25 protein-coding genes are annotated in these 24,566 nt (G+C 67.0%); 8 read left to right on the top strand and 17 right to left on the bottom strand.

Features of this window, described 5'->3' with window-relative positions; translation table 11 throughout:
* Nucleotides 1-144: 144 nt before the first annotated feature.
* Genes AC1IQ6_RS21660 through msrB form a run of 4 tightly spaced genes read right to left on the bottom strand, consistent with a single transcriptional unit; the run spans nt 145 to nt 2,241 of the window.
* Entirely contained in the window at nt 145-921 is a 777-nt protein-coding gene (locus tag AC1IQ6_RS21660; protein ID WP_102774371.1) for a peptidylprolyl isomerase, read from the bottom strand.
* A 16-nt stretch (nt 922-937) separates the two neighbouring features.
* A complete protein-coding gene (locus AC1IQ6_RS21655) occupies nt 938-1,207 on the bottom strand; it encodes a BolA family protein (protein ID WP_102774372.1) in 270 nt (89 codons plus the stop codon).
* Nucleotides 1,208-1,260: 53 nt separating this feature from the next.
* Nucleotides 1,261-1,842 carry a septation protein A gene (locus tag AC1IQ6_RS21650; RefSeq protein WP_102774373.1) on the bottom strand — a complete coding sequence of 194 codons (582 nt, stop codon included), beginning with the start codon at nt 1,840-1,842 and terminating at the stop codon, nt 1,261-1,263.
* Nucleotides 1,843-2,241: a peptide-methionine (R)-S-oxide reductase MsrB gene (gene msrB, locus AC1IQ6_RS21645; RefSeq protein ID WP_102774374.1), complete on the bottom strand. Its 399-nt coding sequence runs from the start codon at nt 2,239-2,241 to the stop codon at nt 1,843-1,845.
* 52 nt (nt 2,242-2,293) lie between these two features.
* Between msrB and AC1IQ6_RS21640 the strand changes: the two genes are divergently transcribed.
* From AC1IQ6_RS21640 to AC1IQ6_RS21610, 7 genes are all read left to right on the top strand, one after another.
* Complete coding sequence (locus AC1IQ6_RS21640; protein ID WP_102774375.1) at nt 2,294-2,971, top strand: energy-coupling factor ABC transporter ATP-binding protein; 678 nt, start codon at nt 2,294-2,296, stop codon at nt 2,969-2,971.
* Nucleotides 2,968-3,564, top strand: a complete 597-nt coding sequence (locus AC1IQ6_RS21635; RefSeq protein WP_485865276.1) for an energy-coupling factor transporter transmembrane component T family protein — start codon at nt 2,968-2,970, stop codon at nt 3,562-3,564. Before AC1IQ6_RS21640 ends, AC1IQ6_RS21635 begins: the two co-directional genes overlap by 4 nt.
* A gap of 25 nt (nt 3,565-3,589) precedes the next feature.
* A complete protein-coding gene (locus tag AC1IQ6_RS21630; RefSeq protein WP_479730366.1) occupies nt 3,590-4,144 on the top strand; it encodes a biotin transporter BioY in 555 nt (184 codons plus the stop codon).
* A 241-nt stretch (nt 4,145-4,385) separates the two neighbouring features.
* On the top strand, nt 4,386-5,549 hold the full coding sequence (locus AC1IQ6_RS21625; protein ID WP_102774378.1) for an ABC transporter substrate-binding protein: 1,164 nt from the start codon (nt 4,386-4,388) through the stop codon (nt 5,547-5,549).
* 133 nt (nt 5,550-5,682) lie between these two features.
* On the top strand, nt 5,683-6,720 hold the full coding sequence (locus AC1IQ6_RS21620) for a branched-chain amino acid ABC transporter permease (RefSeq protein ID WP_102774379.1): 1,038 nt from the start codon (nt 5,683-5,685) through the stop codon (nt 6,718-6,720).
* A 5-nt stretch (nt 6,721-6,725) separates the two neighbouring features.
* Nucleotides 6,726-8,561 (top strand): branched-chain amino acid ABC transporter ATP-binding protein/permease, encoded by a 1,836-nt coding sequence (locus tag AC1IQ6_RS21615; RefSeq protein ID WP_111826569.1) that lies wholly within the window; start codon nt 6,726-6,728, stop codon nt 8,559-8,561.
* A complete protein-coding gene (locus AC1IQ6_RS21610) occupies nt 8,561-9,322 on the top strand; it encodes an ABC transporter ATP-binding protein (protein WP_102774381.1) in 762 nt (253 codons plus the stop codon). Before AC1IQ6_RS21615 ends, AC1IQ6_RS21610 begins: the two co-directional genes overlap by 1 nt.
* 60 nt (nt 9,323-9,382) lie before the next feature.
* Here the strand turns inward: AC1IQ6_RS21610 and AC1IQ6_RS21605 are convergent, their stop codons facing one another.
* Entirely contained in the window at nt 9,383-10,855 is a 1,473-nt protein-coding gene (locus AC1IQ6_RS21605; RefSeq protein ID WP_246842513.1) for an MFS transporter, read from the bottom strand.
* 101 nt (nt 10,856-10,956) lie between these two features.
* Here AC1IQ6_RS21605 and AC1IQ6_RS21600 point away from each other — a divergent pair, with 101 nt between their 5' ends.
* Nucleotides 10,957-11,589, top strand: a complete 633-nt coding sequence (locus tag AC1IQ6_RS21600) for a TetR/AcrR family transcriptional regulator (protein WP_479730364.1) — start codon at nt 10,957-10,959, stop codon at nt 11,587-11,589.
* A gap of 39 nt (nt 11,590-11,628) precedes the next feature.
* Here the strand turns inward: AC1IQ6_RS21600 and AC1IQ6_RS21595 are convergent, their stop codons facing one another.
* From AC1IQ6_RS21595 to AC1IQ6_RS21540, 12 genes are all read right to left on the bottom strand, one after another.
* Nucleotides 11,629-13,782: a phosphocholine-specific phospholipase C gene (locus AC1IQ6_RS21595; protein ID WP_485865275.1), complete on the bottom strand. Its 2,154-nt coding sequence runs from the start codon at nt 13,780-13,782 to the stop codon at nt 11,629-11,631.
* A gap of 60 nt (nt 13,783-13,842) precedes the next feature.
* Nucleotides 13,843-14,688, bottom strand: coding sequence for a branched-chain amino acid aminotransferase (locus AC1IQ6_RS21590; RefSeq protein WP_102774384.1), 846 nt, complete (start codon nt 14,686-14,688; stop codon nt 13,843-13,845).
* A 94-nt stretch (nt 14,689-14,782) separates the two neighbouring features.
* The gene (locus tag AC1IQ6_RS21585) at nt 14,783-15,808 is read right to left on the bottom strand and encodes an ABC transporter substrate-binding protein (RefSeq protein ID WP_485865274.1); all 1,026 of its coding nucleotides are present in this window, start codon (nt 15,806-15,808) and stop codon (nt 14,783-14,785) included.
* 121 nt (nt 15,809-15,929) lie between these two features.
* Nucleotides 15,930-16,913, bottom strand: coding sequence for a branched-chain amino acid ABC transporter permease (locus AC1IQ6_RS21580; protein WP_102774386.1), 984 nt, complete (start codon nt 16,911-16,913; stop codon nt 15,930-15,932).
* Nucleotides 16,910-17,797 carry a branched-chain amino acid ABC transporter permease gene (locus tag AC1IQ6_RS21575; protein ID WP_102774387.1) on the bottom strand — a complete coding sequence of 296 codons (888 nt, stop codon included), beginning with the start codon at nt 17,795-17,797 and terminating at the stop codon, nt 16,910-16,912. Before AC1IQ6_RS21575 ends, AC1IQ6_RS21580 begins: the two co-directional genes overlap by 4 nt.
* A 91-nt stretch (nt 17,798-17,888) precedes the next feature.
* Entirely contained in the window at nt 17,889-19,103 is a 1,215-nt protein-coding gene (locus AC1IQ6_RS21570; protein WP_102774388.1) for an ABC transporter substrate-binding protein, read from the bottom strand.
* A gap of 65 nt (nt 19,104-19,168) precedes the next feature.
* Entirely contained in the window at nt 19,169-19,879 is a 711-nt protein-coding gene (locus AC1IQ6_RS21565; protein WP_102774389.1) for an ABC transporter ATP-binding protein, read from the bottom strand.
* The gene (locus AC1IQ6_RS21560; RefSeq protein ID WP_102774390.1) at nt 19,876-20,649 is read right to left on the bottom strand and encodes an ABC transporter ATP-binding protein; all 774 of its coding nucleotides are present in this window, start codon (nt 20,647-20,649) and stop codon (nt 19,876-19,878) included. Before AC1IQ6_RS21560 ends, AC1IQ6_RS21565 begins: the two co-directional genes overlap by 4 nt.
* Before the next feature lie 328 nt (nt 20,650-20,977).
* Nucleotides 20,978-21,613: an endonuclease III gene (gene nth / locus AC1IQ6_RS21555; RefSeq protein WP_111826574.1), complete on the bottom strand. Its 636-nt coding sequence runs from the start codon at nt 21,611-21,613 to the stop codon at nt 20,978-20,980.
* Nucleotides 21,610-22,242: an electron transport complex subunit RsxB gene (gene rsxB, locus AC1IQ6_RS21550; RefSeq protein ID WP_209165126.1), complete on the bottom strand. Its 633-nt coding sequence runs from the start codon at nt 22,240-22,242 to the stop codon at nt 21,610-21,612. Before rsxB ends, nth begins: the two co-directional genes overlap by 4 nt.
* Before the next feature lie 52 nt (nt 22,243-22,294).
* Nucleotides 22,295-23,518 carry a polyhydroxyalkanoate depolymerase gene (locus tag AC1IQ6_RS21545; protein ID WP_102774392.1) on the bottom strand — a complete coding sequence of 408 codons (1,224 nt, stop codon included), beginning with the start codon at nt 23,516-23,518 and terminating at the stop codon, nt 22,295-22,297.
* A gap of 203 nt (nt 23,519-23,721) precedes the next feature.
* Nucleotides 23,722-24,522, bottom strand: coding sequence for a ferredoxin--NADP reductase (locus AC1IQ6_RS21540; protein ID WP_102774393.1), 801 nt, complete (start codon nt 24,520-24,522; stop codon nt 23,722-23,724).
* Nucleotides 24,523-24,566 lie beyond the last annotated feature (44 nt).

The raw sequence follows: 24,566 nt of genomic DNA, 5'->3' as shown, positions 1-24,566 counted from the left end.
GCCACCGCTGTACGCGCGAAACCCATCAGGCGGCGCCAGCCGCCGCTTTTCTGGGCACGAAAAAAAGCCGGCTTTCGCCGGCTGATGGGTTACGCGCGTTGAGCGGTCGAGTGCTTGCGCAGAATCTCTCGCGCTCCACCCATCCTACTGGATCTTGGCCTTTTCGCGCAGTTCCTTCTGGTAGTCGGCCAGGGTTTGCTGGCGCAGCATTTCTTCCAGTTGGGTGCGCACCTGGTCCAGCGGCGGGAATTCCACCGGGCGGGTGTCGTCGACCATGATGATGTGCCAGCCGAACTGGGTCTGCACCGGCTTGTCGACCAGTTCGCCCTTCTTCAGCTGGGTCACGGCCTGCGCGAACGGCTGGACGTAGTTGGTCGGGGGCGCCCAACCCAGGTCGCCGCCCTTTTCGGCGCTGCCGGGGTCCTTGGAGTTCTTCTTGGCCAGGTCGTTGAACTTGCTCTTGTTGCTCTTGATCTGGGCCAGCAGGTCATTGGCCGTCTTCTCGTCTTCGACGAGGATGTGACGGACCTTGTATTCCATCTTGCCGGCCTGTTCCTTCTTGATCTTCTCGTATTCGGCGTTGACCTTGGCTTCCGAGACCGGATGCTTGGCCAGGTAGTCGGCCATCAGAGCGCGGACCAGGATGCCCTGGCGGGCCAGTTCGATCTCGGTCTGGACGTCGGCCTGCTTGGCGATGCCGCTGGATTCGGCGGCCTGCACGAAGATCTGGCGGTTGATCATTTCCTGCTTGACCTGTTCGCGCAGTTGCGGCGAATCGGTCGCGCCCTGGCTGACCAGCAGCTTGACGAATTGATCCAGGCTCTTTTGCGAAATGGCCTTGCCATTGACGGTGGCCACGTTCTGGGCAATAGCCGGCACGGCGATGACGCAGGCCGCAGCCAGCATGACGATGCGTTTCATGAATATCCTTTGCTTTCTATTTGGGAGCCTGGGCATCTAGCGCAAGCGCATGAATCGGATAAGGGATCAAATCTTGCAAATGATGATACACCAGCCGATGCCGCGCGACCGGCGAGAGCCCCGCGAAGCAAGGCGCTACGATGATCACGCGATAGTGGCCGGCGCCGTTTTTACTGCCTTCGTGTCCGGCGTGCAAATGGGAGTCGTCGATGATTTCCAGGCTGGCGGGTTCCAGGACGGCGAGCCGTTCCCGGATCAGGGCGATGCGGTCGGTGGTGTCTGACATGGCTGAGGAAGTATGGACGCCGGCGCGCGGGGCGCCGGACGGAGCAGGGCGGTTCAGGGCTTGCCGGCCGGGGAGTCGGGGCCGGAGGGCGTCTGTTCGTCGGACTGGATGTGCTTGCCCAGCCAGATCGACTGCCCGATCACGAAAACCACCATCAGGCCCATCAGGCCGAAGGCCTTGAAGCTGACCCACTGCGACTCCGTGAACTGGCCGGAAAACGCCACGTAGAGATTGAGCGCGCCGGCGATCAGGAAGAAGGCGGCCCACACCAGGTTCAGCCGCTCCCAGGCCGCGTCGGGCAGCTGGATCTGCTTTTCCATCAGGCGGCGGATCAGGTTGCGGCCGAAGAACAGGCGCGCAAACAGCAGCGCGCCGCCGAACAGCCAGTACAGCACCGTGGGCTTCCATTTGATGAAGACGTCGCTGTGCAGCCAGATCGTGGCGCCGCCGAACACCAGGATGACCGTGAGGTTGATCCAGTGCATGGCCTCGGTGGCGCGGCCGGTGGCCTTGAGCCAGACGATCTGGACGACTGCGGCGGCCATGGCCACGCCGGTGGCGATGAAGATGTCCGTGTACCGGTAGGCGATGAAGAAAAGGAACAGCGGAAACAGGTCGAACAGGAACTTCTTCATTCAGTCGTCTACGGGTTCGAACGTCATTGACAGGGAATTGATGCAATAGCGCAGGCCGGTGGGCTCGGGGCCGTCGGGAAAGACGTGGCCCAGGTGCGAGTCGCAGACGTTGCACAGCACTTCGGTGCGCACCATGCCGTGGCTGGTGTCGCGCTCTTCGCGCACGTTTGCCGGATCCAGCGGCTGGAAGTAGCTGGGCCAGCCACAGCCGGCGTCGAATTTGGTGTCGGACGCGAACAGCGGCGTGCCACAGCCCACGCAGCGGTAGATGCCGTGCGTGAACGTATTCCAGTAACGCCCCGTGAACGCGCGTTCGGTACCCTTTTCACGGGTGACAACGTATTCTTCCGGGGAAAGCTGGGCGCGCCATTCGGCGTCGGATTTGCGTACTTTGTCCATATGAGCTCTTGGAGTCCCGATGCCCGAAATGGTTCGGGCATAATCCCGCCCCATGTTAATCGAGTTTGACCAGGCGGTTGTTTCCACGCCCCGGGCCGAAGTGCTGCGCGGGGTGAGCGCGACGCTGGCCGAACGCCGCATCGGCATCGTCGGCCCCAACGGCGCCGGCAAGAGCACGCTGGCGCGACTGGTCAACGGGCTGGTGCTGCCCTCGGCGGGCAGCGTGCGGGTGGGCGGGCTGGACACCCGCCACGACCTGAAGGCGGTGCGCCGGCAGGTCGGGTTCGTGTTCCAGAATCCCGAGAATCAGATCGTATTTCCCATCGTGCGCGAGGACCTGGCCTTCGGTCTGAAGCAGCTGGCGCCGGACCGGCGCCAGCGCGAGGCTCGCATCGAGGCCCAGCTGGACAGCCTGGGCGTGGGGCACCTGGCCGACCGGACCAGCCACACCCTGTCCGGCGGCGAGCGCCAGCTGGTGGCGCTGGCGGCGGTGCTGGTCATGGAGCCGGCCCTGATCGTGTTCGACGAGCCCACCACCCAGCTGGACCTGCGCAACCGCAACCGGGTGCGCGACGCCATCGGCGCGCTGCCGCACGACGCCATCGTGGTCAGCCACGATCTGGAGCTGCTGGAGGATTTCGACCGGGTGCTGGTCGTGCGCGACGGCAATATCGCGGCCGACGACGCGCCGGCCGCCGCGCTGCGCTGGTATCGGGAGCACTGCGCATGATGGAGCCGCTGTACGTGCCCGGCGCCACCGCGCTGCACCGGCTGCCGGCCGGTTTCAAGCTGGCGGCGCTGGTGCTTGCGGGGGCGGGGCTGTTCCTGCTGCGCGATCCGCGCTGGCTGGCGCTGGCCTGCCTGGCGGCGGCCGTGCTGGTCTGGTCCACCGGCGTGGCGGCGGCCGCGGTCTGGCGGCAGGTGCGGGGGCTGGTCTGGGTGCTCGCGGCGGTGGGCGGCTTCACCGCGTGGTTCCAGGGCGGGGAGGCGGCGCTGGCGGTGCTGCTGCGCGTGGGCGCGCTGGTGGGCCTGGCGCTGGCCGTCACGCTGGCGACGTGCACGTCGGACCTGATCGCCGTCTGCGAAAAAGCATTGATGCCGCTGCAGCGCGTCGGACTGGTCGACGCCGGCAAGGTCGCGCTGGCGCTGGCGCTGGCCTTGCGCTTCGTGCCCGAGATCTGGCGCAATTTCCAGGAAATCCGCGAAGCCCAGGCCGCGCGCGGCCTGGGCGCCAACCCTGTCGCGCTGATCGTGCCGCTGATCGTGCTGACCCTGAAACGGGCCCAGGAAGTCGCCGAGGCCATCGACGCGCGCAGCGCCTGACCTTATCCACCAGCAAGGAACCACCATGAAATCCAGCAACACCGTGCTGATCGCGCTGTTCGCGGCGCTGATTGTCGTCCTCAGCCTGATCCCGCCCATCCCGCTGCCGGCCATTCCGGTGCCGATCACCTTGCAGACGCTGGGCGCGATGCTGGCCGGCGCGATGCTGGGGCCGTTGCGCGGCGCGCTGGCGTGCCTGCTGTATCTGGCGCTGGCGGCCATCGGCCTGCCGGTGCTGCCGGGCGGGCGCGGCGGGCTGGGCGCGTTCTTCGGGCCGACCGGCGGCTTCCTGGTGGGCCTGGTGGCCGGCGCCTGCGTGACCGGCTGGCTGGCCCGGCGCCTGGCCGCGCGAGCCCGCGGCGCCGCGCAGGCGGCGGCCTACGTGCTGGCCTGCGTGGTCGGCGGCATTCTGGTGGTGTATGCGTTCGGCGTGCCGTGGCTGGCGGTGGTGGCCAAGATGGAACTGGCCAAGGCGGCGCTGGCCGTGGCGGTGTTCCTGCCGGGCGACGTGGCCAAGGCGCTGGTGGCCGGCTGGGTGGCGTGGCGGGTGGAGCGGGTCTGGCCGATGCTGGAGCGCTGAAGCCCGGGCATGGTCCAAGGGAATCCCCCAACTGACGCGCCGCGGGCTTTTCTAGTACAAGTTCGCCATTAACGAATGCGTTTGCTGAAAGCGCTTCTTGTAGCACATCAGGGATTTACCGGATTTGCGCGTAGTCATCTGATACTGTTTTAACCCTATAATATTTTTTTCTGTATAACTTTAACTAGGCTCGCACCAGCCTCGACCGAGGCGCTCGCAAGCCACCACAGGAGACAAAAATATGCGCAAGCACTTCGGCTTGTCCGCGGCGGCTGCCGCTCTCGCCCTGACGCTGCCGCTGCTGGCGAGCGCGCAGGTCAAGGTAGGCGTGACGGTCGCCAGCACCGGCCCGGCCGCGTCGCTGGGCATCCCCGAGCGCAACACCGTGGCGCTCTTGCCCAAGGAAGTGGCCGGCCAGAAGATCGAGTGGATCGTCCTCGACGACGCCACCGACACGACGCAAGCCGTCAAGAACTCGCGCAAGCTGGCTTCCGACGACAAGGTCGACGTGCTGATCGGCACCTCGGTCACGCCGGGCTCGCTGGCCATGGTCGACGTGGCCGCCGAAGCCAAGGTCCCGATGATCAGCGTGGCCGCCAGCGCCAAGATCGTCGAGCCCGTGGACGAGAAGCGCCGCTGGGTCTTCAAGACCCCGCAGAACGACGCGCTGATGGCCGGCGCCCTGGCCGACGCGATGGCCAAGTCCAAGGTCAAGACCCTGGGCTTCATCGGCTTTGCCGACGCCTACGGCGACGGCTGGCTGGACGTGATGCAGAAGGCCGCCAAGGCCAAGGGCATCGAGATCGTCGCCATCGAGAAATACGGCCGCACCGACACCAGCGTCACCGGCCAGGTGCTCAAGCTGGTCAGCGCCAAGCCCGACGCCATCCTGATCGCCGGCGCCGGCACGCCCTCGGCGCTGCCGCAAAAAGAACTGAAGGCCCGCAACTACGGCGGCACCATCTACCAGACCCACGGCGCGGCCAACAACGACGTGCTGCGCGTCTGCGGCAAGGACTGCGACGGCATGCTGCTGCCGGCCGGCCCGCTGCTGGTGGCGGCGCAGCTGCCGGACAGCAACCCGGTCAAGAAGTCGGCCCTGGCCTACGTCGAAGCCTACGAGAAGGCCAACGGCGCCGGTTCCACCAACACCTTCGGCGGCCACATGTGGGACGCCGGCCAGCTGGTGGTGGCGGCCCTGCCGACGGCCCTGAAGTCGGGCGCCAAGCCGGGCACGCCGGAGTTCCGCGCCGCCATGCGCGACGCGCTGGAAGGCGTGAAGGACCTGGCCGCCTCGCAGGGCGTGTTCAACATGTCGCCGACCGACCACGCCGGCTTTGACGAGCGTTCGCGCGTCATCGTCAAGGTGCAGGGCGGCAAGTGGGTGTACCAGCCCGATCTGTAAATCCCTGGATCGCCCGATCCACGGGGGCCGCCCGCGGCCCCCGCGCAATGCCACACACCGGCCTTTCCGGCCGGTGTGTCGTATCGGCGTCCCGGATGCCGCGGAACGCCCAGAACCCAAAGGTAGTTGTTAGATGGATTCCTCAATTGCGCTGATCCTGCTGCAAGACGGAGTGGTCAACGGCGCCATCTATGCCCTGCTGGGCATGGCCCTGGTGCTGGTCTTCGCCGTCACGCGCGTCATTTTCATACCCCAGGGCGAGTTCGTGGCGTTCGGCGCCCTGACCCTGGCCATGCTGGTCGACGGCAAGGTGCCCGGCACCGCGTACCTGCTGCCCCTGCTGGGCGCCGTCTGCCTGGTGCTCGAACTGCTGCGCGCGCTGCGCACCCGCAGCGCCGCCGGCCTGCCCAGGACCGTGGCGACCTGCGTGGTCCTGCCGCTGGCGCTGCTTTGGCTGACGCTGACCTACACCGCCGCCGGCAACTCGCTGTGGCTGAACATGCTGCTGACGCTGCTGCTGGTGATCCCGATGGGCCCGATGGTCTACCGCATCGTCTACCAGCCGCTGGCCGAAGCCACCGTGCTGGTGCTGCTGATCGTTTCCGTGGCCGTGCACTTCGCGCTGACCGGCCTGGCGCTGGTGTTCTTCGGCGCCGAAGGCTGGCGCACCCCGGCATTCGTCAGCGGGCAGGTCGACCTGGGCTTCGCCACGTGGTCCGCGCAAAGCCTGTTCGTGGTCGCGACCTGCGCGATCCTGATCGTGGGACTGTGGCTGTTCTTCGGCAAGACGCTCTACGGCCGCGCGCTGCGCGCCACGGCGGTCAACCGCCGCGGCGCCCGCCTGGTCGGCATCAGCACCACCATGTCCGGCAGCCTGACCTTCACGCTGGCCGTGGCTATCGGCGCGATGTCCGGCATGCTGATCGCGCCCATCACCACCGTCTATTACGACACGGGCTTCCTGATCGGCCTGAAGGGCTTCGTGGGCGCCATCATCGGCGGCCTCGCCAGCTATCCGGTGGCGGCCGCGGGCTCGCTGCTGGTGGGCGTGCTGGAATCCTTCTCTTCCTTCTGGGCCAGCGCCTACAAGGAAGTGATCGTCTTCACCCTGATTATCCCGGTTCTGGTCTGGCGTTCGTTCAGCACCCATCACGCGGACGAAGAGGAATAAGCGTCATGAACCGTATCCTGCTTGCCGTTTTCATCGTCGTCCTGGCGGGCCTGCCGCTGGTGTCGGCCACGCCCGAATTCTGGGTCACGCAACTGAACTACATCGGGCTGGCCAGCCTGGTGGTGCTGGGGCTGGTGCTGCTGACCGGCGTCGGCGGCCTGACCTCGTTCGGCCAGGCGGCGTTCGTGGGCCTGGGCGCCTACACCACCGCCTACCTGACCACGCAGTACGAGCTGTCGCCGTGGCTGGCGCTGCCGGCCGGGCTGATCCTGACCGCCGTGGTCGCCTATCTGCTGGGCGCCATCACGCTGCGCCTGTCGGGCCACTACCTGCCGCTGGGCACCATCGCCTGGGGCCTGTCGCTGTATTTCCTGTTCGGCAACATCGACTGGCTGGGCAAGCATGACGGCATCGCCGGCATCGAGCCCATCAGCATTTTCGGCATCTCGCTGGCCAGCGGCCGCCATATCTATTACCTGATCTGGATATTCGTGCTGCTGGCGCTGTGGGCCACCCGCAACCTGCTGAACTCGCGCCCGGGCCGCGCCATCCGCGCGCTCAAGAGCGGGGCCGGCATGGCCGAGTCCATGGGCGTCAACACCGCCGCCTACAAGATCGTGATCTTCGTCTGGGCCGCGCTGCTGGCCTGCGTGTCGGGCTGGCTCTACGCCCACATGCAGCGCGCGGTCAGTCCCAGCCCCTTCGGCATCAACTACGGCATCGAATACCTGTTCATGGCCGTGGTCGGCGGCGCGGGCTACGTCTGGGGCGCGCTGCTGGGCTCCAGCGTCATCCTGGTGCTGAAGGACCAGCTGCAGAACCTCCTGCCCAAGCTGCTGGACACCAACGCCAACTTCGAGATGATCGTCTTCGGCGTGCTGCTGATCCTGATGCTGCAATACGCGCGCAACGGCCTGTGGCCGATCCTGGCCGGCTGGTGGGACAGCCTCACCGGCGCCGACGGTTCGCGCCGCAACCTGGCGCCGCCGGCGCAGGCGCCGGCCCTGCCGACGCGGGTGCGCCCGCAGGCCGGGCAGGTGGTGCTGGAAGTCGACGCCATCCGCAAGGAGTTCGGCGGCCTGGTCGCGGTCAACGATATTTCGTTCAAGGTCAGCTCCGGCGAGATCATGGGCCTGATCGGCCCGAACGGCGCCGGCAAGAGCACCACGTTCAACCTGATCAGCGGCGTGCTGCCGGTCACGCGCGGCAAGGTCACGTTCATGGGCCAGCGCATCGACAACCGCTCGGCGCGCGAGATCGCCAAGCTGGGCGTGGGCCGGACCTTCCAGCACGTGCAGCTGCTGCCGGGCATGACGGTGCTGGAAAACGTGGCGCTGGGCGCGCACCTGCGCTCCGACGTGGGCGTGCTGGCCGGCGCGCTGCATTCGGACCGCGCGCGCGAAGCCCAGCTGCTGCACGAGGCCGCCGAACAGCTCAAGCGCGTCGGCCTGGGCGAATACCTGTACGAGCAGGCGGGCAACCTGGCGCTGGGCCAGCAACGCATCCTCGAAATCGCGCGCGCCCTGGCCGCCGATCCGGTGCTGCTGCTGCTGGACGAACCCGCCGCCGGCCTGCGCTACAAGGAAAAGCAAGACCTGGCCCGCGTGCTGGAGCAGCTGCGCGCCGAGGGAATGAGCATTCTGCTCGTCGAACACGATATGGATTTTGTGATGCGCCTGACCAACCACCTCGTGGTGATGGATTTCGGCACCAAGCTGGCCGAAGGCGTGCCGGCCGACGTGCAAAAGAACCCTGCGGTGCTGGAAGCCTACCTGGGCGGGATCGACGACGACCTGCCCGAGTCGGACCAGGCCAAGCCCGTGTCGGCAGGAGGCGTGTGATGAGCGCGACGCAATCCCCCGTCCTCGAAGTCAGCCAGCTGTCGGCCCGCTACGGCAAGGTCGGCGCGCTGGTGGGCGCCTCGCTCACGGTGCCGGCCGGCAGCATCGTCACGGTGATCGGCGCCAACGGCGCCGGCAAGTCCACCATGCTCAACGCCATTATGGGCTCGCTGCCCCACACCGGCCATGCGGCCGGCGCGGTGCAGTACGCCGGCGCCGACGTGTCGGGCTGGCAGGTCGAGCGCCGCGTGGCCGCCGGCATGTCGCTGGTGCCCGAGCGCCGCGAGCTGTTCGGCACCATGTCGGTGGAAGACAACCTGCTGCTGGGCGGCTTTCGCCGCTACCGCAGCCGCGAAAGCGGCTGGCGCGATACCTTGAACGAGGTCTTCGACCTGTTCCCGCGGCTGCGCGAGCGGCGCACGCAGCAGGCCGGCACGCTGTCCGGCGGCGAACGCCAGATGCTGGCGGTGGGCCGCGCGCTGATGGCCAAGCCCAACCTGCTGATGCTCGACGAGCCCAGCCTGGGCCTGGCCCCGCGCATCGTGCGCGAGATCTTCCACATCATCGCGCGCCTGCGCGAAACCGGCGTGGCCATCCTGCTGGTCGAGCAGAACGCGCGCGCGGCGCTGCAGGTGGCCGACTACGGCTACGTGCTGGAAACCGGCGAAGTCATCCTGCACGGTCCGGCGCGCGAGCTGGCCGGAGACCCCAAGGTCATCGAGAGCTACCTGGGCCTGGGCAAGGGCGGCGAGGAAGGCTGACGCTTTCCGTCCTCGTCTTGCCGCTCACGAAAGCGCCGGGCCCAGCCCGGCGTTTATCTTCTATTCCGGCAATTTGCGCGGCAACCACACCCAGGCCGCCAGTCCGACCAGCAGCATCAGCAGGCCCCCCACGCCGACTGCCAGATGCAGCCCCGAGAGAAAGGCTTCCCTGGCCTGCATCGCGGCAGCTTCTGTGATCCCGGGATGGCCCAAGGTCTCGTTCAATGTTCCCGCCACGCCCGGGCCGGACAGCCGGAACACCAGCGCCGCCAATGAACCCAGCAAGGTGATGCCCAAGGCATTGCCGATCTCGTTGCTGGTTTCCGCGATGGAGCCTGCCGCCCCGGCGCGCTCGCTCGGCACCGCCGACACGGCGATTTCGGCGACGAGGCTGAACGACAGGCCATAGCCCACACCCGCAATCACCGTCGAAGCCACGAACGCGATGACTCCGGCCTCGGTCGTGGTGAACAGCAGCAGGAACACGCCCAGGCCAATCAGGAAATGCGTGCCCACCAAGGCGGCCTTGCGCCCGATGCGCTCGACGATGCGGCTGGTTCCCACGCAGGTGGCCGTAAGCACCACCGCGCCCGGCAAGGCCATCAGCGCCGCCGTGAAGACCTCATGGCCCAGCACCGACTGCAGATAGATGCCAGACAGATAGCCTGCCGCCGACCAGACCACCAGCGACAACAGCCCGGTCAGGATGGCGATCGAGAAAATCCGGTCCTTGAACAAGCTCAGGTCCAGCAGCGGAAAAGCGATCTTCGTCTGTCGGCCCAGGAAGGCCGCCAGGGCAAGCAGCCCCGCGATTCCTGCGACGGACTGCACCGGTGTAAAGCCCGCGGCCGCCGCGCTCTTGATCGAGTAGGTGAACAGCAGGATTCCTGCGAAGGACAGCAACAGGCTCGGCACGTCAATGCGGCCGGAGGTGGTGGTGCGCACTTCGCGCAGCAGCGCTGGCGCGACCAGCAGGAAGGCCAGCACCACCGGCACGTTGATCAGGAACACCACGCCCCAGTCGAAGCGTTGCAGCAGCAGCCCGCCGATGATCGGCCCGATGGCAAATCCCGCCGCGAATGTGGCCGCAAAGATTCCGATGGCCTGCGCCCGCTGCCGTGGGTCGGGGAACAAGGCGCTGACGATGGCCAGCCCCGACGGCAGCAGCGTGGCGCCGCCCAGTCCCATCAGCGCGCGAAAGCCGATCATGCTGGCGGGCGTCGTGGAGTGCGCCGCGCCCAGAGATCCCAGCCCGAAGATCACGGCCCCCGTCATCATCAGCTTCAACCGTCCATAGCGGTCGCCGATGTTGCCGAAGGCGATGAGCAGAGAGCCGACAACAAAGCCGTAAATGTCCAGAATCCACAGCGCCTGGTCCGCCGTCGGCAAGATGGCGGCCGTCATGCGCGGCATGGCGAGGTACAGGACGGAGCCGTCCATCGCCACCAGCAACACCAGGGCGAGAACGGTCAGAAGCCCCAGCCATGCCTTGCGGCTGGCGGGCTGTGGAAGTGAAAGCGTATTGGAGGTCATGGTCATGGTCCGGTTGTGGACGCCACCCGGTTGCCTGCCGGGCCGCGATCCAATATACTGAAAGTAACTTACGGATGGTAAGTTACCTTTGGTATATAGCGATGTCAAGCCCCCTGAAAAAACCTGTTCCCTCCAAGGACTCCCCCCGTCGCCGCCTGTCCAGGGACGAGCGGCTGCGCCAGCTTCTCGATGTTTCATGGCAGTTGATCCGGGCCGAAGGCACGGATGCCTTGACTCTGGGACGGCTGGCCGATGTTGCGGGTGTCACCAAGCCCGTTGTCTATGACCACTTCGGCACCCGCAATGGACTGCTGGCAGCGCTCTACCAGGATTTCGATGTGCGTCAGACGGCCGTGATCGACGCGGCCATCGCCGCCAGCAAGCCTACGTTGAAGGACAAGGCCAGCGTCATCGCCGGCAGCTACGTCGATTGCGTGCTGACCCAGGGCCGTGAAATTCCGGAGGTGCTGGCCGCCCTCAGCGGCTCGCCGGAATTGGCGGCCGTCAAGCGCCAGTACCAGCAGGCGTTCATCGAGAAGTGCCAGAAAATCCTTGAACCCTTTGCCGGGCCGCGGAGCGTTTCGCCGGCAAGCCTGTGGGCGATGTTGGGCGCGGCGGAGGCGCTGTCTCAGGCGGCGGTGGCCGGAGACCTCAGTGAAGCGCAGGCGCGGGACGAGTTGACGGAAACCATTCTGGCGATGGTCAAGCGCAGCAGGCTCGTCGATAGTCAGTGATCGCGGCGGCGTTGCAGGAAAAACCTGACGACGGACACTTCATGCCGCCGGCGTCCAGCGCAATACCGGCTCGCCGCCCATCGCGGGATCGGAGGTGGAGGGCGCGCCGGTTTCGATGCGCCCGGCCAGCCGTCGGACGTAGGCCGGATCGCTTTCGTCGCGCACCGTCACGTCGTACCAGCCCGCGCTGCGCGCCATGTCCCAGGACAGGCTGATGGCCTCGTCCGCGGCCAGCGCCGTGGCGGCCTGCGCCGGATAACCGTAGGCGTTGGCCTCCACGCGGAACGCGCGGGTTTGCGGGCCGGGGTTGCTCACGGTCAGGCGTAGCGGCGCGCCCGGCCCTGCGTGATCGGCCGTGACCTCCAGCGGCGGCTGGGCCGCCGTGTCCAGGCGTCCGCAGCAATGCCGGTGGAATCCGTTGGGGCCGAGCACCCACAGGTCGTAGCGGGCGCCGTCGACCCAGGCCGGCCATGCGTCCTGCAGGGACTTGCCGGCCTCGACGGTATAGCGGCGCGGACCGCGTTGCAGGTCGAGGCGGTCGTACACATGGAACACGGCGCCGGCCCGGCCGGTGTTCTCGAAGCGCAGCGCGATGCGTCCGTCCCGCGCCTGCGCGTGGACCTGCAGCGCATAGGGCAGGGGGCGCGACGGGCGCGTGCCGGCCGGCTGCCGGGCCACGTCGGGGCGCAGCGGAGCCGCCGGGACGACGGTCTGCGGCAGCGCGCGGGCCAGCCCGGCGCGCTCGGCCGTGGGCGGCAGGCCGCGCAGCAGGTCGGCGTCGTCGGGCGCGGCGAAGTCGAAAATCGAAGTCAAGTCGCCGCAGACCGCGCGCCGCCACGGCGAAATATTGGGCTCGGCCACGCCGAACCGCTGCTCGACGAAGCGCAGCACGGAGGTGTGGTCGAACACCTGCGAATTGACCCAGCCGCCCTTGGTCCAGGGCGACAGCACGTACATGGGCACGCGCGGCCCCAGCCCGTACACCCCATGCAGATGGGCCGCCGTGTCGTCCTTTTCGAGGCCGGTGACGATCTCGTGGTATTCGCCCTTCGTATCGACCGTGGACGCGCCGGCCAGCGCGCCGGCGGCATCGCGCGAGGGCGGCGCGGGCGGCGGCGCGTGGTCGAAGAAGCCGTCGTTCTCGTCGAACATCAGCAGCAGGACGGTCTTGCTCCAGACCTCCGGGTTGGCCGTCAGCGCGTCCAGCACGCGGGCGGTGTAGTCCGCGCCCTGCGCCGGGCTGGACGGGCTGGGATGCTCCGAGCCGGCCTTGGTCGCGCAGATCCACGACACCTGCGGCAGCCTGCCGTCCTGCACGTCCTGGCGCAGCAGGTCCAGGCCGCGGGTGGTCAGCGCCTTCTCTTTCAGCGCGGGCTGAGAGCCGGGCGCGCCGTGGTAGGCGTCGCGGTAGGCCTTGAAGCCGGCCATGGGGTTGAGCGAATAGTTGTCCGCCATGTCCTGGTAGATGCGCCAGCTGACGCCGGCGGCCTCCAGCCGTTCGGGATAGGTGGTCCAGGTGTAGCCGCCGGCCGGATCGCCGCCCGACAGCTTGTTGTAGAGATTGCCCAGCGCCGGGCCGTTGCCGCGTCCCAGGCCGTCGTTGGTGCCGGTCCACAGGAACAGCCGGTTGGTGTTGGTGCCGCCGGTGAACGAGCAGTGATAGGCGTCGCACACGGTGAAGGCGCGCGCCATGGCGTACTGGAAGGGCATGTCGTCCTCCGTGAAGTACGCCATCGAATGGTTTTTCTTGGCCGCCGGCCAGTTGCCCATGCGGCCGGCGTCCCAGGCGTCCTGGGCGTTGGACCAGGTATGCGGCGTGCTGGCCACGCGCATGGTCTCGAAGGCCTCGCGGGTATCCAGGTGAAACGGCAGCACGGTGCGCGGCGCGCCTTCCTCGGGCCTGTCGTTGTATTGCGCCCAGACGGTGCGGTGGCGCGCGTCGGGGCTGTCGGGCGCCGGTGCGGGGAAGCGGTCGCCGAACCCGCGCACGCCGGCCAGGGCGCCGAAGTAATGGTCGAACGAGCGGTTCTCCTGCATGAAGATCACGATGTGCTCCACGTCGCGGATCGTGCCCGTGCGGCGCGCGGCCGGAATCGCGAGCGCGCGGCGGATGGAGGCGGGCAGCAAGGCCAGCGCGCTGCCGGCGCCGGCCAGCGAGGCGCCGCTGCGGAGAAAATCACGTCGGGTCTGCATGAGGACTCCTGAGAACGACGCTGCCCGCACGGGGCGGGCAGCTTTGGGGAAGAGGGCGACCTATCTGGCGCGCGTGCTTTCCGCGTAGTCCATGTACAGCTTGTGCGCGCGGCGGGCCATGGGGCCGTATTCCAGCTTGCGGTCTTCGACGCGGTTGACGTGCACCACCTTGCCGTAGTTGCCGGACGAGAACACTTCGTCGGCTTGCTCGATGTCGGCGCGGGTCAGGCTGCGTTCCTGGACCTCGACGCCGTCGGCCTGGAGCAGGGCCAGCACGCGGCGGCGCGTGATGCCGTTCAGGAAGGTGCCGTTGTCGACCGGCGTGGACACCACGCCGTCCTTGGCGATCCACAGGTTGCTGGTGGCGAACTCGGCGATGTTGCCCGCGCCGTCGAGCATGATCGCGTTGTCGAAGCCTTTTTCGGCGGCCTCGCGGATGGCGCGCTGGCCGTTCGGATAGAGGCAGGAGGCCTTGGCGTCGGTGGGCGCCATATTGGGCCAGGAGCGCGCGTAGCTGGAGAAGCAGGCCGAAAAGCCCTGGTCGCCGGGCATGGGCACCTTGAACACGTGCAGCACGAACTGCGTCTTGTCCGCGTCGGGCAGCAGGAAACCGTCGGCGCAATAGAACATCGGCTTGATGTAGAGCTCGGTGCCCTCGGGGAACTTGGCCACGGCCTGCAGGCACAGCGACTGGATCTCTTCCCAGCCGAGCTGCGGCTTCATCAGCATTTTCTCGGCCGAGCGCACCACGCGCTGGCAGTGCAGGTCCAGGTCGGGCGTCAGGCCGCGAAAGGCGCGCGCGCCGTCGAAGACCATGCTGGCCATCCAGAAGGCGTGGTCGGCGGGGCCGAGCAGTTTGGGGTTTTCAGTGGTCCAGCGACCGTCGTGCCAGTACAGGGCGTCCATGGTTGTCTTCCTTCGTTCGTATGGGGTGGCGTGTGGGCCGCGTCGAGGGCGGCCGCGCCGAAACGTCAGGATACATGAGCCCGGGCCGTGCGCCTCATTCCCGCGCCAGCGCCGCCTCCACGCGGGCGGCCGCGTCGGCCGGCATCCACTGCCGCCAGACGGCGCCGTACTGCTTGAGGAAGTAGCGGGCAGCGTCTTCGGGTTCCTTGCCTTCGTTTTCGAGCCAGCCCAGGGTGGCGTCGATGGCGTCGTCCGGCACGGCCAGCCTGGCGAAGAAGGCGGCCAGCTGCGGCGCCTGCCGCGCGAACTCGGCGTTCAGGCCGGTGACCACCGGGTTGGGCTTGAATTCCGTGGCCACGGGGTGTTCGCACTTGGGATCGGTCATGCAGGTATAGGCCTCCTGGTCGAAGGGCGGCAGCTCCAGCTTGACCAGGTCCAGCGCGCCGACCAGCGAGGTCGGGGTCCAGTAGTAGAAGACGATGTCGCGCTTGCGCTTGTAGGCCGAGACGATGGCGGCTTTCTGCGCGGCGCCCGAGCCGGGCGCGAACAGCGAGTAATCCTTTTCCAGGCCGAGGGCGCGCAGCAGGTTGCCGTTGAGCGTGCCGCAGGCCCAGCCCGCCGGGCAGCCGTAGATGCGGCCGCGGCCCGGGTCCTCGGGATCGGCGAAGACCTGCTTGAAGCGCGCCAGATCGGAAGCCGACTTCAGGTCGGGATGGCGCTCCACGGTGTAGCGCGGCACGTACCAGCCTTCGCCGGCGTCGTACACGTGGCCCACGCCGAGCACGCGCCCGCTGGCCAGCGCCTTTTTCCATGCGCCTTCGATCTGCCCTGGCCAGACTTCGGGCGTGACGTCCACGTCGCCGCGCTGCAGCGCGGCCAGCATGGGCAGGGTCTCGCCGATTTCCACCTGGGTCTTGCAGCCGTAGCCGTGTTCCAGCACATAGCGTTCGATGCCGGCCAGCACCAGGTTGGATTCCCAGTTCAGGCCGCTGAAGCGCACGGGACGGTCGACTTCACAGACGGGCGCGGCGGGCGCGGGCTGGGCCGCGCTGGCGGCCGGGGGAACGGCCGCGGCCAACGCCACGGCGAAAAGGGCGGAGGCGACGTGCAAGTTGCGCATGGTCAGGCACCTGTCGAGTGGTTTGCGCCATTGTAAGGCGCAGCACCGGCGGGGCCGCCGCGGCCCGAACGACGAAGGGGCCGCTGTCGCGGCCCCTTGCGGCAATCACCGGTCTGGCGTGTCAGGCGCGGGCGGCGCGCCGGCGCTGCATGAAGGCGCCGATCTCGCCCACGATGCCGCGGCGGAACGCCAGCACGCAGATCACGAAGATCAGGCCGATCACGATGGTGACCGATTCGCCCAGGCGCAGGAACCAGTCCATGCCGGTGGCGCGCGCCAGCATCTGGCCGAAGTCGCCCACCTTGTTTTCGAGCAGCACCACGATGAAGGCGCCCAGCACGGGGCCGGTCAGGGTGCCCAGGCCACCGATCAGCGTCATCAGGATCACCAGGCCCGACATCTGCCAGGTGGCGTCGGACAGCGTGGCGGACACGAACACCAGGGTCTTGGTGGCGCCGGCCAGTCCGGCGATGGCGGCCGACAGCACGAAGGCCAGCAGCTTGAAGCGGTCGACGTCGTAGCCGAGCGAGACCGCGCGCGGCTCGTTCTCGCGCAGGGCCTGCAGCACCTGGCCGAACGGCGAGTGCACGGTGCGCCAGATGATGAAGAAGCCCAGCGCGAACACGCCCATCACCACGTAGTACAGGTTCAGGTCTTCGGACAGGTCCACCAGTCCCAGCAGGGTGCCGCGCGGCACGCCCTGCAGGCCGTCTTCGCCGCCGGTGAAGTGCGCCTGCAGGAAGAAGAAGAACACCATCTGCGCCAGCGCCAGCGTGATCATGGCGAAGTAGATGCCGCTGCGGCGGATCGCCAGCGCGCCCATGGCCAGGCCCAGCAGCGCCGCGACGGCCACGCCGAACAGCAGGCCGATCTCGGTGGGAAAGCCCCAGACCTTCAGCGCGTGTCCGGCGGCGTAGGCCGCGCTGCCCAGGAAGGCGGCGTGGCCGAAGGACAGCAGCCCGGTGAAGCCCAGCAGCAGGTTGAACGCGCAGGCGAAGAGGGCGTAGCACATGACCTTCATGGCGAAGATCGGATACACCCCGACGAAGGGAAGAATGGCCACCACGATGGCCACTGCCGCATAGCCCAGGAATTGACGATTCATTTCTCTTTTCCGAACAGCCCGGCCGGGCGGATCAACAGAACAATGGCCATGATGATGAAGACGACCGTGCTGGAGGCTTCGGGCCAGAACACCTTGGTCAGGCCTTCTATGACGCCCAGGCCCAGCCCGGTGACGATGGCGCCCAGGATGGACCCCATGCCTCCGATCACGACGACCGCGAACACGACGATGATGAGGTTGGAGCCCATCAGCGGGGAAATCTGCAGGACCGGCGCGGCCAGCACGCCGGCGAAGCCCGCCAGCGCCACGCCGAAGCCGTAGGTCAGCGTGATCATGCGCGGCACGTTCACGCCGAAGGACTCGACCAGCTTGGGATTCTCGGTGCCGGCGCGCAGCAGCGCGCCCAGGCGGGTGCGTTCGATCACGAACCAGGTGGCCAGGCACACCACGACCGAGGCCGCCACGACCCAGCCGCGGTAGTTCGGCAGGATCATGAAGCCCAGGTTGGTCGCGCCGCGCAGCGCGTCGGGCGTGGGATAGGGCTGGCCCGACACCCCGTAGAAGCTGCGGAACAGGCCCTCGATGAGCAGCGTCAGCCCGAAGGTCAGCAGCAGCCCGTAGAGGTGGTCGAGCTTGTACAGGTGCTTGAGCAGCAGCTTCTCGATGATGATCCCGAACGCGCCCACGATCAGCGGCGCCAGGACCAGCATGATCCAGTAGTTCAGTCCGAAGTAGGACAGGCCCATCCAGGCGACGAACGCGCCCAGCATGTAGAGCGCGCCGTGCGCGAAGTTGATGACGTTCAGCAGCCCGAAAATGACCGCCAGCCCGAGCGAAAGCATGGCGTAGAAGGAGCCGTTGACCAGGCCTAGCAACAACTGGCCGAACAAGGCCTGTATGGGGATGCCGAAAATGTCAGTCATCTTGTAAAAATCCTGCGCTTACGGATAGAGGCGGGCGATTCGGGAAACTGCCCGGCGGGTGGCCGGGCAGCATCGGGACACGGGAGCCGGTTTACTTCTTGACCAGCTTGCAGGTGGACTCGGACAGCTTGGTGTAGACCTCGTCGCCCGGCAGCGTCGCCACGACCTTGTAGTAGTCCCACGGACCCTTGGATTCGGCCGGGGTCTTGACCTGCATCAGGTACATGTCGTGGATCATGCGGCCGTCTTCGCGCACATAGCCGCCCTGGGCGAAGAAGTCGTTGACCTTGTTCGACTTCATCCACTTCATGACGGCGTCGCCGTCGTCGGTGCCGGTGGCCTTGACCGCATTCAGGTAGAAGCTGAGCGCGGAGTAGTCGCCGGCCTGCAGCATGGAAGGCTTGCGGCCGACCTTGGCCTCGAACTTCTTGGACCAGGCGCGCGAGGCGTCGGATTGATCCCAGTACCAGCCGTCGGTCAGGTACATGCCCTGCGTGGCCTGCAGGCCCAGCGCGTGCACGTCGTTGATGAAGACCAGCAGGCCGGCCATCTTCATGGTCTTGGTCACGCCGAATTCGTTGGCGGCCTTGATCGAGTTGATGGTGTCGCCGCCGGCATTGGCCAGGCCCAGGATCTGCGCCTTGGAGGCCTGCGCCTGCAGCAGGAAGGACGAGAAGTCCGACGCGCCCAGCGGCGCGCGTACCTGGCCCTTGACCTCGCCGCCGGCGGCCTTGACCACGGCAATCGTGTCGCGTTCGAGCGCATGGCCGAAGGCGTAGTCGGCGGTCAGGAAGAACCAGCTCTTGCCGCCGTCCTTCACCACGGCCGAACCGGTGCCGCGCGCCAGCGCCACGGTGTCGTAGGCATAGTGCACGGTGTAGGGCGAGCACTGGGCGTTGGTCAGGTCCGAGGCGCCCGCGCCGATGGCCATGAAGGGCTTTTTCTTTTCGGCGGCCACGCCGGCCATGGCCAGGCTGGTCGACGAGTTGGTGCCGGCGATGATGACGTCCACCTTCTGCTCGTCGAACCATTCGCGCACGCGCGCCGAGGCCACGTCGGCCTTGTTCTGGTGGTCGGCCGACACGACTTCGATCTTCTTGCCGTTGATGGCGCCGCCGGCGTCTTCGATCGCCATGCGCACGGCCTCCAGGCCGGCCTTGCCGTCGATGTCCGAATACACGCCGGACATGTCAGTGATGAAGCCGACGCGGATGACATCGTCGGAGATACCCTGCGCGTGGACGGTAGCCCCGGCAAATCCCAGGCCAGCCATGGCCAGTGCAGCAGTGATGGTGTGCAGCTTCATGGGATGACTCCTCTTTTTTTCCTACGGTGTAGTGTTGCCGGGGGTCCGGCGGATGACAGGTGTGCTTACACGCCCAGCAGTTCGTTGAGCGTGTCCTGTTTTTCTGAAAGTTCGGTGGCTTCGAAGTGTTCGACGATCTGGCCGTGCTCCATGACGTAGAAGCGGTCGGCCAGCGGCGCTGCGAAGCGGAAGTTCTGTTCCACCATGACGATGGTGTAGCCGCGCTGCTTGAGCGCCGTGATCATGCGCGCCAGCGCCTGCACGATGACGGGCGCGAGGCCTTCGGAGATCTCGTCGAGCAGCAGCAGGTTGGCGCCGGTGCGCAGGATGCGCGCGACCGCCAGCATCTGCTGTTCGCCCCCCGACAGCCGGGTGCCGGGCGAGTTGCGGCGTTCCTGGAGGTTGGGGAACATGTCGTAGATTTCGGCCAGCGACATGCCGCCGCCCAGCGAACCGACCACCGGAGGCAGCAGCAGGTTCTCTTCGCACGACAGGCTGGCGAAGATGCCGCGTTCCTCGGGGCAGTAGCCGACGCCGAGATGGGCGATCTTGTAGGTCGGCAGGTCGATGGCCTCGGTGCCGTGGATGCGCACCGAGCCCTTGCGCGAGCCGGTCAGGCCCAGGATGGCGCGCAGCGTGGTGGTGCGGCCGGCGCCGTTGCGTCCCAGCAGCGTGACCACTTCGCCCTGTCCGACGCGCATATCCACGCCGTGCAGGATATGCGATTCCCCGTACCAGGCCTGCAGGCCCGAAATTTCCAGTGCCGGGGTGCTCATGCGTGTGCTCCTTGAAGTTCGCCCTCGGTGGTGCCCATGTAGGCCTGCATCACTGCCGGATGGCGGGAGACTTCGGCGTAGGATCCTTCCGCCAGTACGGAGCCGCGCGCCAGCACGGTGATGGTGTCGGCGATGGAGGACACGACGTTCATGTTGTGCTCCACCATGAGTATGGTGCGGCCGGCGCTGACCCGCTTGATCAGCTGGGTGACGCGGTCCACGTCCTCGTGGCCCATGCCCTGCGTCGGCTCGTCCAGCAGCATCAGCTCGGGTTCCATCGCCAGCGTGGTGGCGATCTCGAGCGCGCGCTTGCGGCCGTACGGCAGGTTCACGGTGGTCTCGTCGGCGAAGGCGGCGAGGTCGACCTGTTCGAGCAGCGCGCGCGCCGGCTCGTTCAGCGAGGCCAGCTGCTTGTCGCTTTTCCAGAAATGAAAAGACAGACCGGTCTTGCGCTGCAATCCGATACGCACGTTTTCCAGCACGGTGAGGTGGGGAAACACCGCCGAGATCTGGAACGAACGGATGATGCCGCGGCGCGCGATCTGCGCGGGGCGTTCGCCGGTGATGTCGATACCGTTGAACTTGATGGTTCCCGACGTGGGAGCCAGGAACTTGGTGAGCAGGTTGAAGCATGTGGTCTTGCCCGCGCCGTTAGGCCCGATCAAGGCATGAATCTCGCCGCGCTTGATACGCAAATCGACCCCATTGACCGCGACGAAACCGCGGAATTCCTTCGTGAGGCCTTTTGTCTCCAGGATCGTGTCGTCCATGTTCGCTGCACCAGCGTTGTATTTATTGGTCTGCACCCGCCGTTATCGCGGCGGGTCCCCGCAGGGTCGGAAGACTGCCGATGTAGCGCAGTTTTCCGGTGAGTTGCCGGCGAGTATGCGCACCTATTTATCAAAATTCCATGAGGGTTTGTCATAGGTTTTGCAGTGCGGAAAGGGCAATTGTCGGCAGGCCGACAATGCATGCGCAGCAGAGGGAGATGACAGTGCTGCAAGGGAAATGCATTGCAGCAAATACGCATTGACGAACGTCAACGCGTCACATTCTTCTGAACGAGGGAAAACCCGGTTTCGCGGCGGCGCGCGCCGCTCAGGCCGGGGTCTTCTGCTTGAATTCGCAGAGGTCGGAAATGCCGCACTGGGGGCATTTGGGCTTGCGCGCCACGCACACGTAGCGGCCCAGCAGAATCAGCCAATGGTGCGCGTCCTGCATGTATTCGCGCGGCACGAATTTTTCGAGCTTGCGCTCGACTTCCAGCACGTTCTTGCCGGGCGCGATGCCGGTGCGGTTGGAGACGCGGAAGATGTGCGTGTCCACGGCCATCGTGGGCTGGCCGAACGCGGTGTTGAGCACCACGTTGGCGGTCTTGCGGCCCACGCCGGGCAAGGCTTCGAGCGCCTCGCGCGTCTGCGGCACTTCGCCGCCGTGCTGCTCCAGCAGGATTCTGCAGGTGGCGATGGCGTTCTTGGCCTTGGTGCGGTAGAGCCCGATGGTCTTGATGTAGTCCGCCAGGCCTTCCTCGCCCAGCGCCAGCAGGCCTTCGGGCGTGCCGTGCTCGGGGAAGAACTTGCGCGTCGCGATGTTGACCGACTTGTCGGTGGCCTGCGCCGACAGCAGCACGGCGATCAGCAGCTGGAACGGCGTCTCGTATTCCAGCTCGGTGGTCGGGTGGGGATTGGCGGCCTGCAGGCGCGCGAAGATTTCCTGGCGTTTGGCGGCGTTCATGGCGTGGCGTTGCGGCGGGCGCGGGCGCGTGCCAGCGCGGATTCGATGGCGGAACGCTTGCGCTCCTCGTTGCCGGCGTCGGCGGGGGCGGAGGCGGGCGTTTCAGGGACCTCGGGCGCCATCAGGCGCGCGTTGTCGGCGGCCAGGCGCGCCATGCGCGCCAGATGGCGGCGATGGCGTTCGCGCCCGAGCGCGGCGTCCTCTGCGGTCCACGGGCGGCCGGCCGGCGTCATTTCGATGCAGTCTACAGGACAGGGCGCCACGCACAGGTCGCAGCCGGTGCACCAGTCGGCAAGCACGGTGTGCATCTGCTTGTTGGCGCCCACGATGGCGTCGACCGGACAGGCCTGGATGCACAGCGTACAGCCTATGCAGTGGGCTTCGTCGATGCGGGCGACCAGCAGGGGGCCGGGCTCGCCGCGCGTCGCGTCCAGCGGCAGCGCGGGCACGCCGAGCAGGCCGGCCAGCGCGGCGATGCCTTCATCGCCGCCCGGCGGGCAGCGGTTGATCGGGGCGGCGCCGTCGGCGATGGCCTCGGCATACGGCCGACAGCCGTCGTAGCCGCATTTGGTGCATTGCGTCTGAGGCAGCAAGGCATCGATGCGGTCTGCAAGGGAACAACAGGACATGAGGAAGAAAGGACGCGGGATGAATCCGACCGAGGTCGGATTCATCCTGCAATCACGATTGCCGGATGAATTCGGCGATTTTAGGACAGATCATTTCGCGCCAGCGGCGGCCCGAGAAAATCCCGTAGTGGCCGCAGTTCGGCGCGGTGTAATGCATCTTGCGCTCGGCCGGGATGTTCTTGCACAGCTTGATGGCGGCGCGCGTCTGGCCCTGGCCGGAAATGTCGTCCAGCTCGCCCTCGATGGTGAAGAGCGCGACCTTCTTGATGTCGGCGGGGCGCACCGGCTTGCCGTCGACCTCCCAGGTGCCGTTGGGCAGCTGGAATTCCTGGAACACCATGCGGATCGTGTCCAGGTAGAACTCGGCCGGCATGTCCAGCACGGCGTTGTATTCGTCGTAGAAGCGGCGGTGCGCCTCGGCGTCGCTGTCGTCGCCGCGCAGCAGGTCCAGGTAGAAGTCGTAGTGCGACTTCATGTGGCGGTCCGGGTTCATGGCCATGAAGCCCGCGTGCTGCAGGAAGCCGGGGTAGACCTTGCGGCCGGCGCCCGGATACCGCGGCGGCACCGGATGGATGACCTGGTTCTCGAACCACGAGTAAGGCTTGGTGGTGGCCAGGCGGTTGACCTGCGTGGGCGACTGGCGCGGGTCGATGGGACCGCCCATCATCACCATGCTGCGCGGCTGGCAGGGGTCGTTGGCCGAGGCCATCAGCGAAACGGCGGCCAGCACCGGCACCGTGGGCTGGCACACGGACATGACGTGCACGTCCGGGCCCAGGTGGCGGATGAAGTCCTGCACGTAGCGCACATAGTCGTTCAGGTGGAACGGGCCTGCCGACAGCGGCACCATGCGGGCGTCGATCCAGTCGGTGACGTAGATGTCATGGGCCGGCAGCAGGGCGCGCACGGTGTCGCGCAGCAGCGTGGCGTGGTGGCCCGAGAGCGGGGCCACCAGCAGGATGGTCGGATCGTCCGGGCGCGCGTGGCGGACGTCGCGGTGGAAGTGCACCAGGCGGCAGAACGGCTTGTCCATCGCCACGGATTCGGTGACGCGGACGGTCTTGCCGTCGATCTCGGTGGTGGGCAGGTTCCAGGCCGGTTTCTGGTATTCCTTGCCGATCCGGGTCATCAGCTCGTACCCGGCCGCCATCTGGCGGGAAATCGGGGTGTAGGCGAGAGGGCTGTATGGGCTGGAAAACAGTTGAGAGCCGGCGTCCGTAAATGCAGCAAACGGAGTCAGGAAGGCGCGCTGCATTTCGTGCAATTGATACAGCATTTGAAAAGGTCCTTCTGGGTCGTGCGTGTGCCCCGATTATTGCCCCGGGGATTAACGATATTTCCAGATAGCCTGAAGAAACACCGACAAAAAAAGCAAATATGTTGCTAAAAAACGACCCAATAGCGGTTATGCACCAGTGTAGGGCCGTGCGGGGACGCGGTGGCTGGGCCGTTTGGCGGAGTTATGCACTACGCCCGGGCTTACCAGTAGTTTTCCACCGCCAGGTTGCCGGGGATGCCGCGGCGGCCCGGCTTGAAGCCGCGCTCGCCCAGCAGCTTGCGGGCGTCGGCCAGCATGTCCGGATTGCCGCAGAGCATGATCTTGGCGTTCTCGGGGTCCAGCGGCTGGCCGGCCAGCTGCTCCAGGCGGCCATCGGCGATCAGCGTGGTGAGGCGCTCCCGGGGCATGCCGGGCAGCGCCTCGCGCGTGGCGATGGGCAGGTAGACGAGCTTGTGCGGGTCCGCCGCGAACATCTCGGCCAGCGCGGGCTGCTTGCGCCAGGACTCGATTTCTTCGCGATAGGCCAGCTCGGCCGCGGTGCGCACGCCGTGGACCAGGATGATGCGGCGATAGGCGCGCCAGGCGGCCGGGTCGCGCAGGATGGACAGATAGGCCGACAGCCCGGTGCCCGAGGCCACCAGCCACAGGTCGCCACCCGGGGCGAAGCGCTCCAGGGTCAGGAAGCCGTAGGGCGCTTTTTCGACGTACAGCGAATCGCCGGGCTGCAGCCGCGCCATGCGCGGGCTGAACAGCCCTTCGGGCACCACGATGGAATAGAACTCCAGCCAGGGCTCATGCGGCGCCGAGACCATGGAATAGGCGCGCCACAGCGTGGGCGCGCTGTCGGGCGCGTCGGCCTCGGGCAGGCCGACACGGGCGAACTGGCCGGGCTGGAACGTAAACGCGTCGTCGCGCGTCACGCGTACGGAGAAGAGTTTTTCCGGCACCCAGGTGTGGACGTGGGTGACTGTCTGGCGCGTGTATTTGGAGTCGTCGGTCATCGGGGCATCGCGCGATGCCGGCCGTCAGGCGGCCGGCGCTCGCG

This window comes from Achromobacter sp. MUI-25009338, assembly GCF_057359325.1.
Note: the sequence above shows the minus strand (reverse complement) of the source record. Positions and strands in the feature narration are given on the sequence as shown.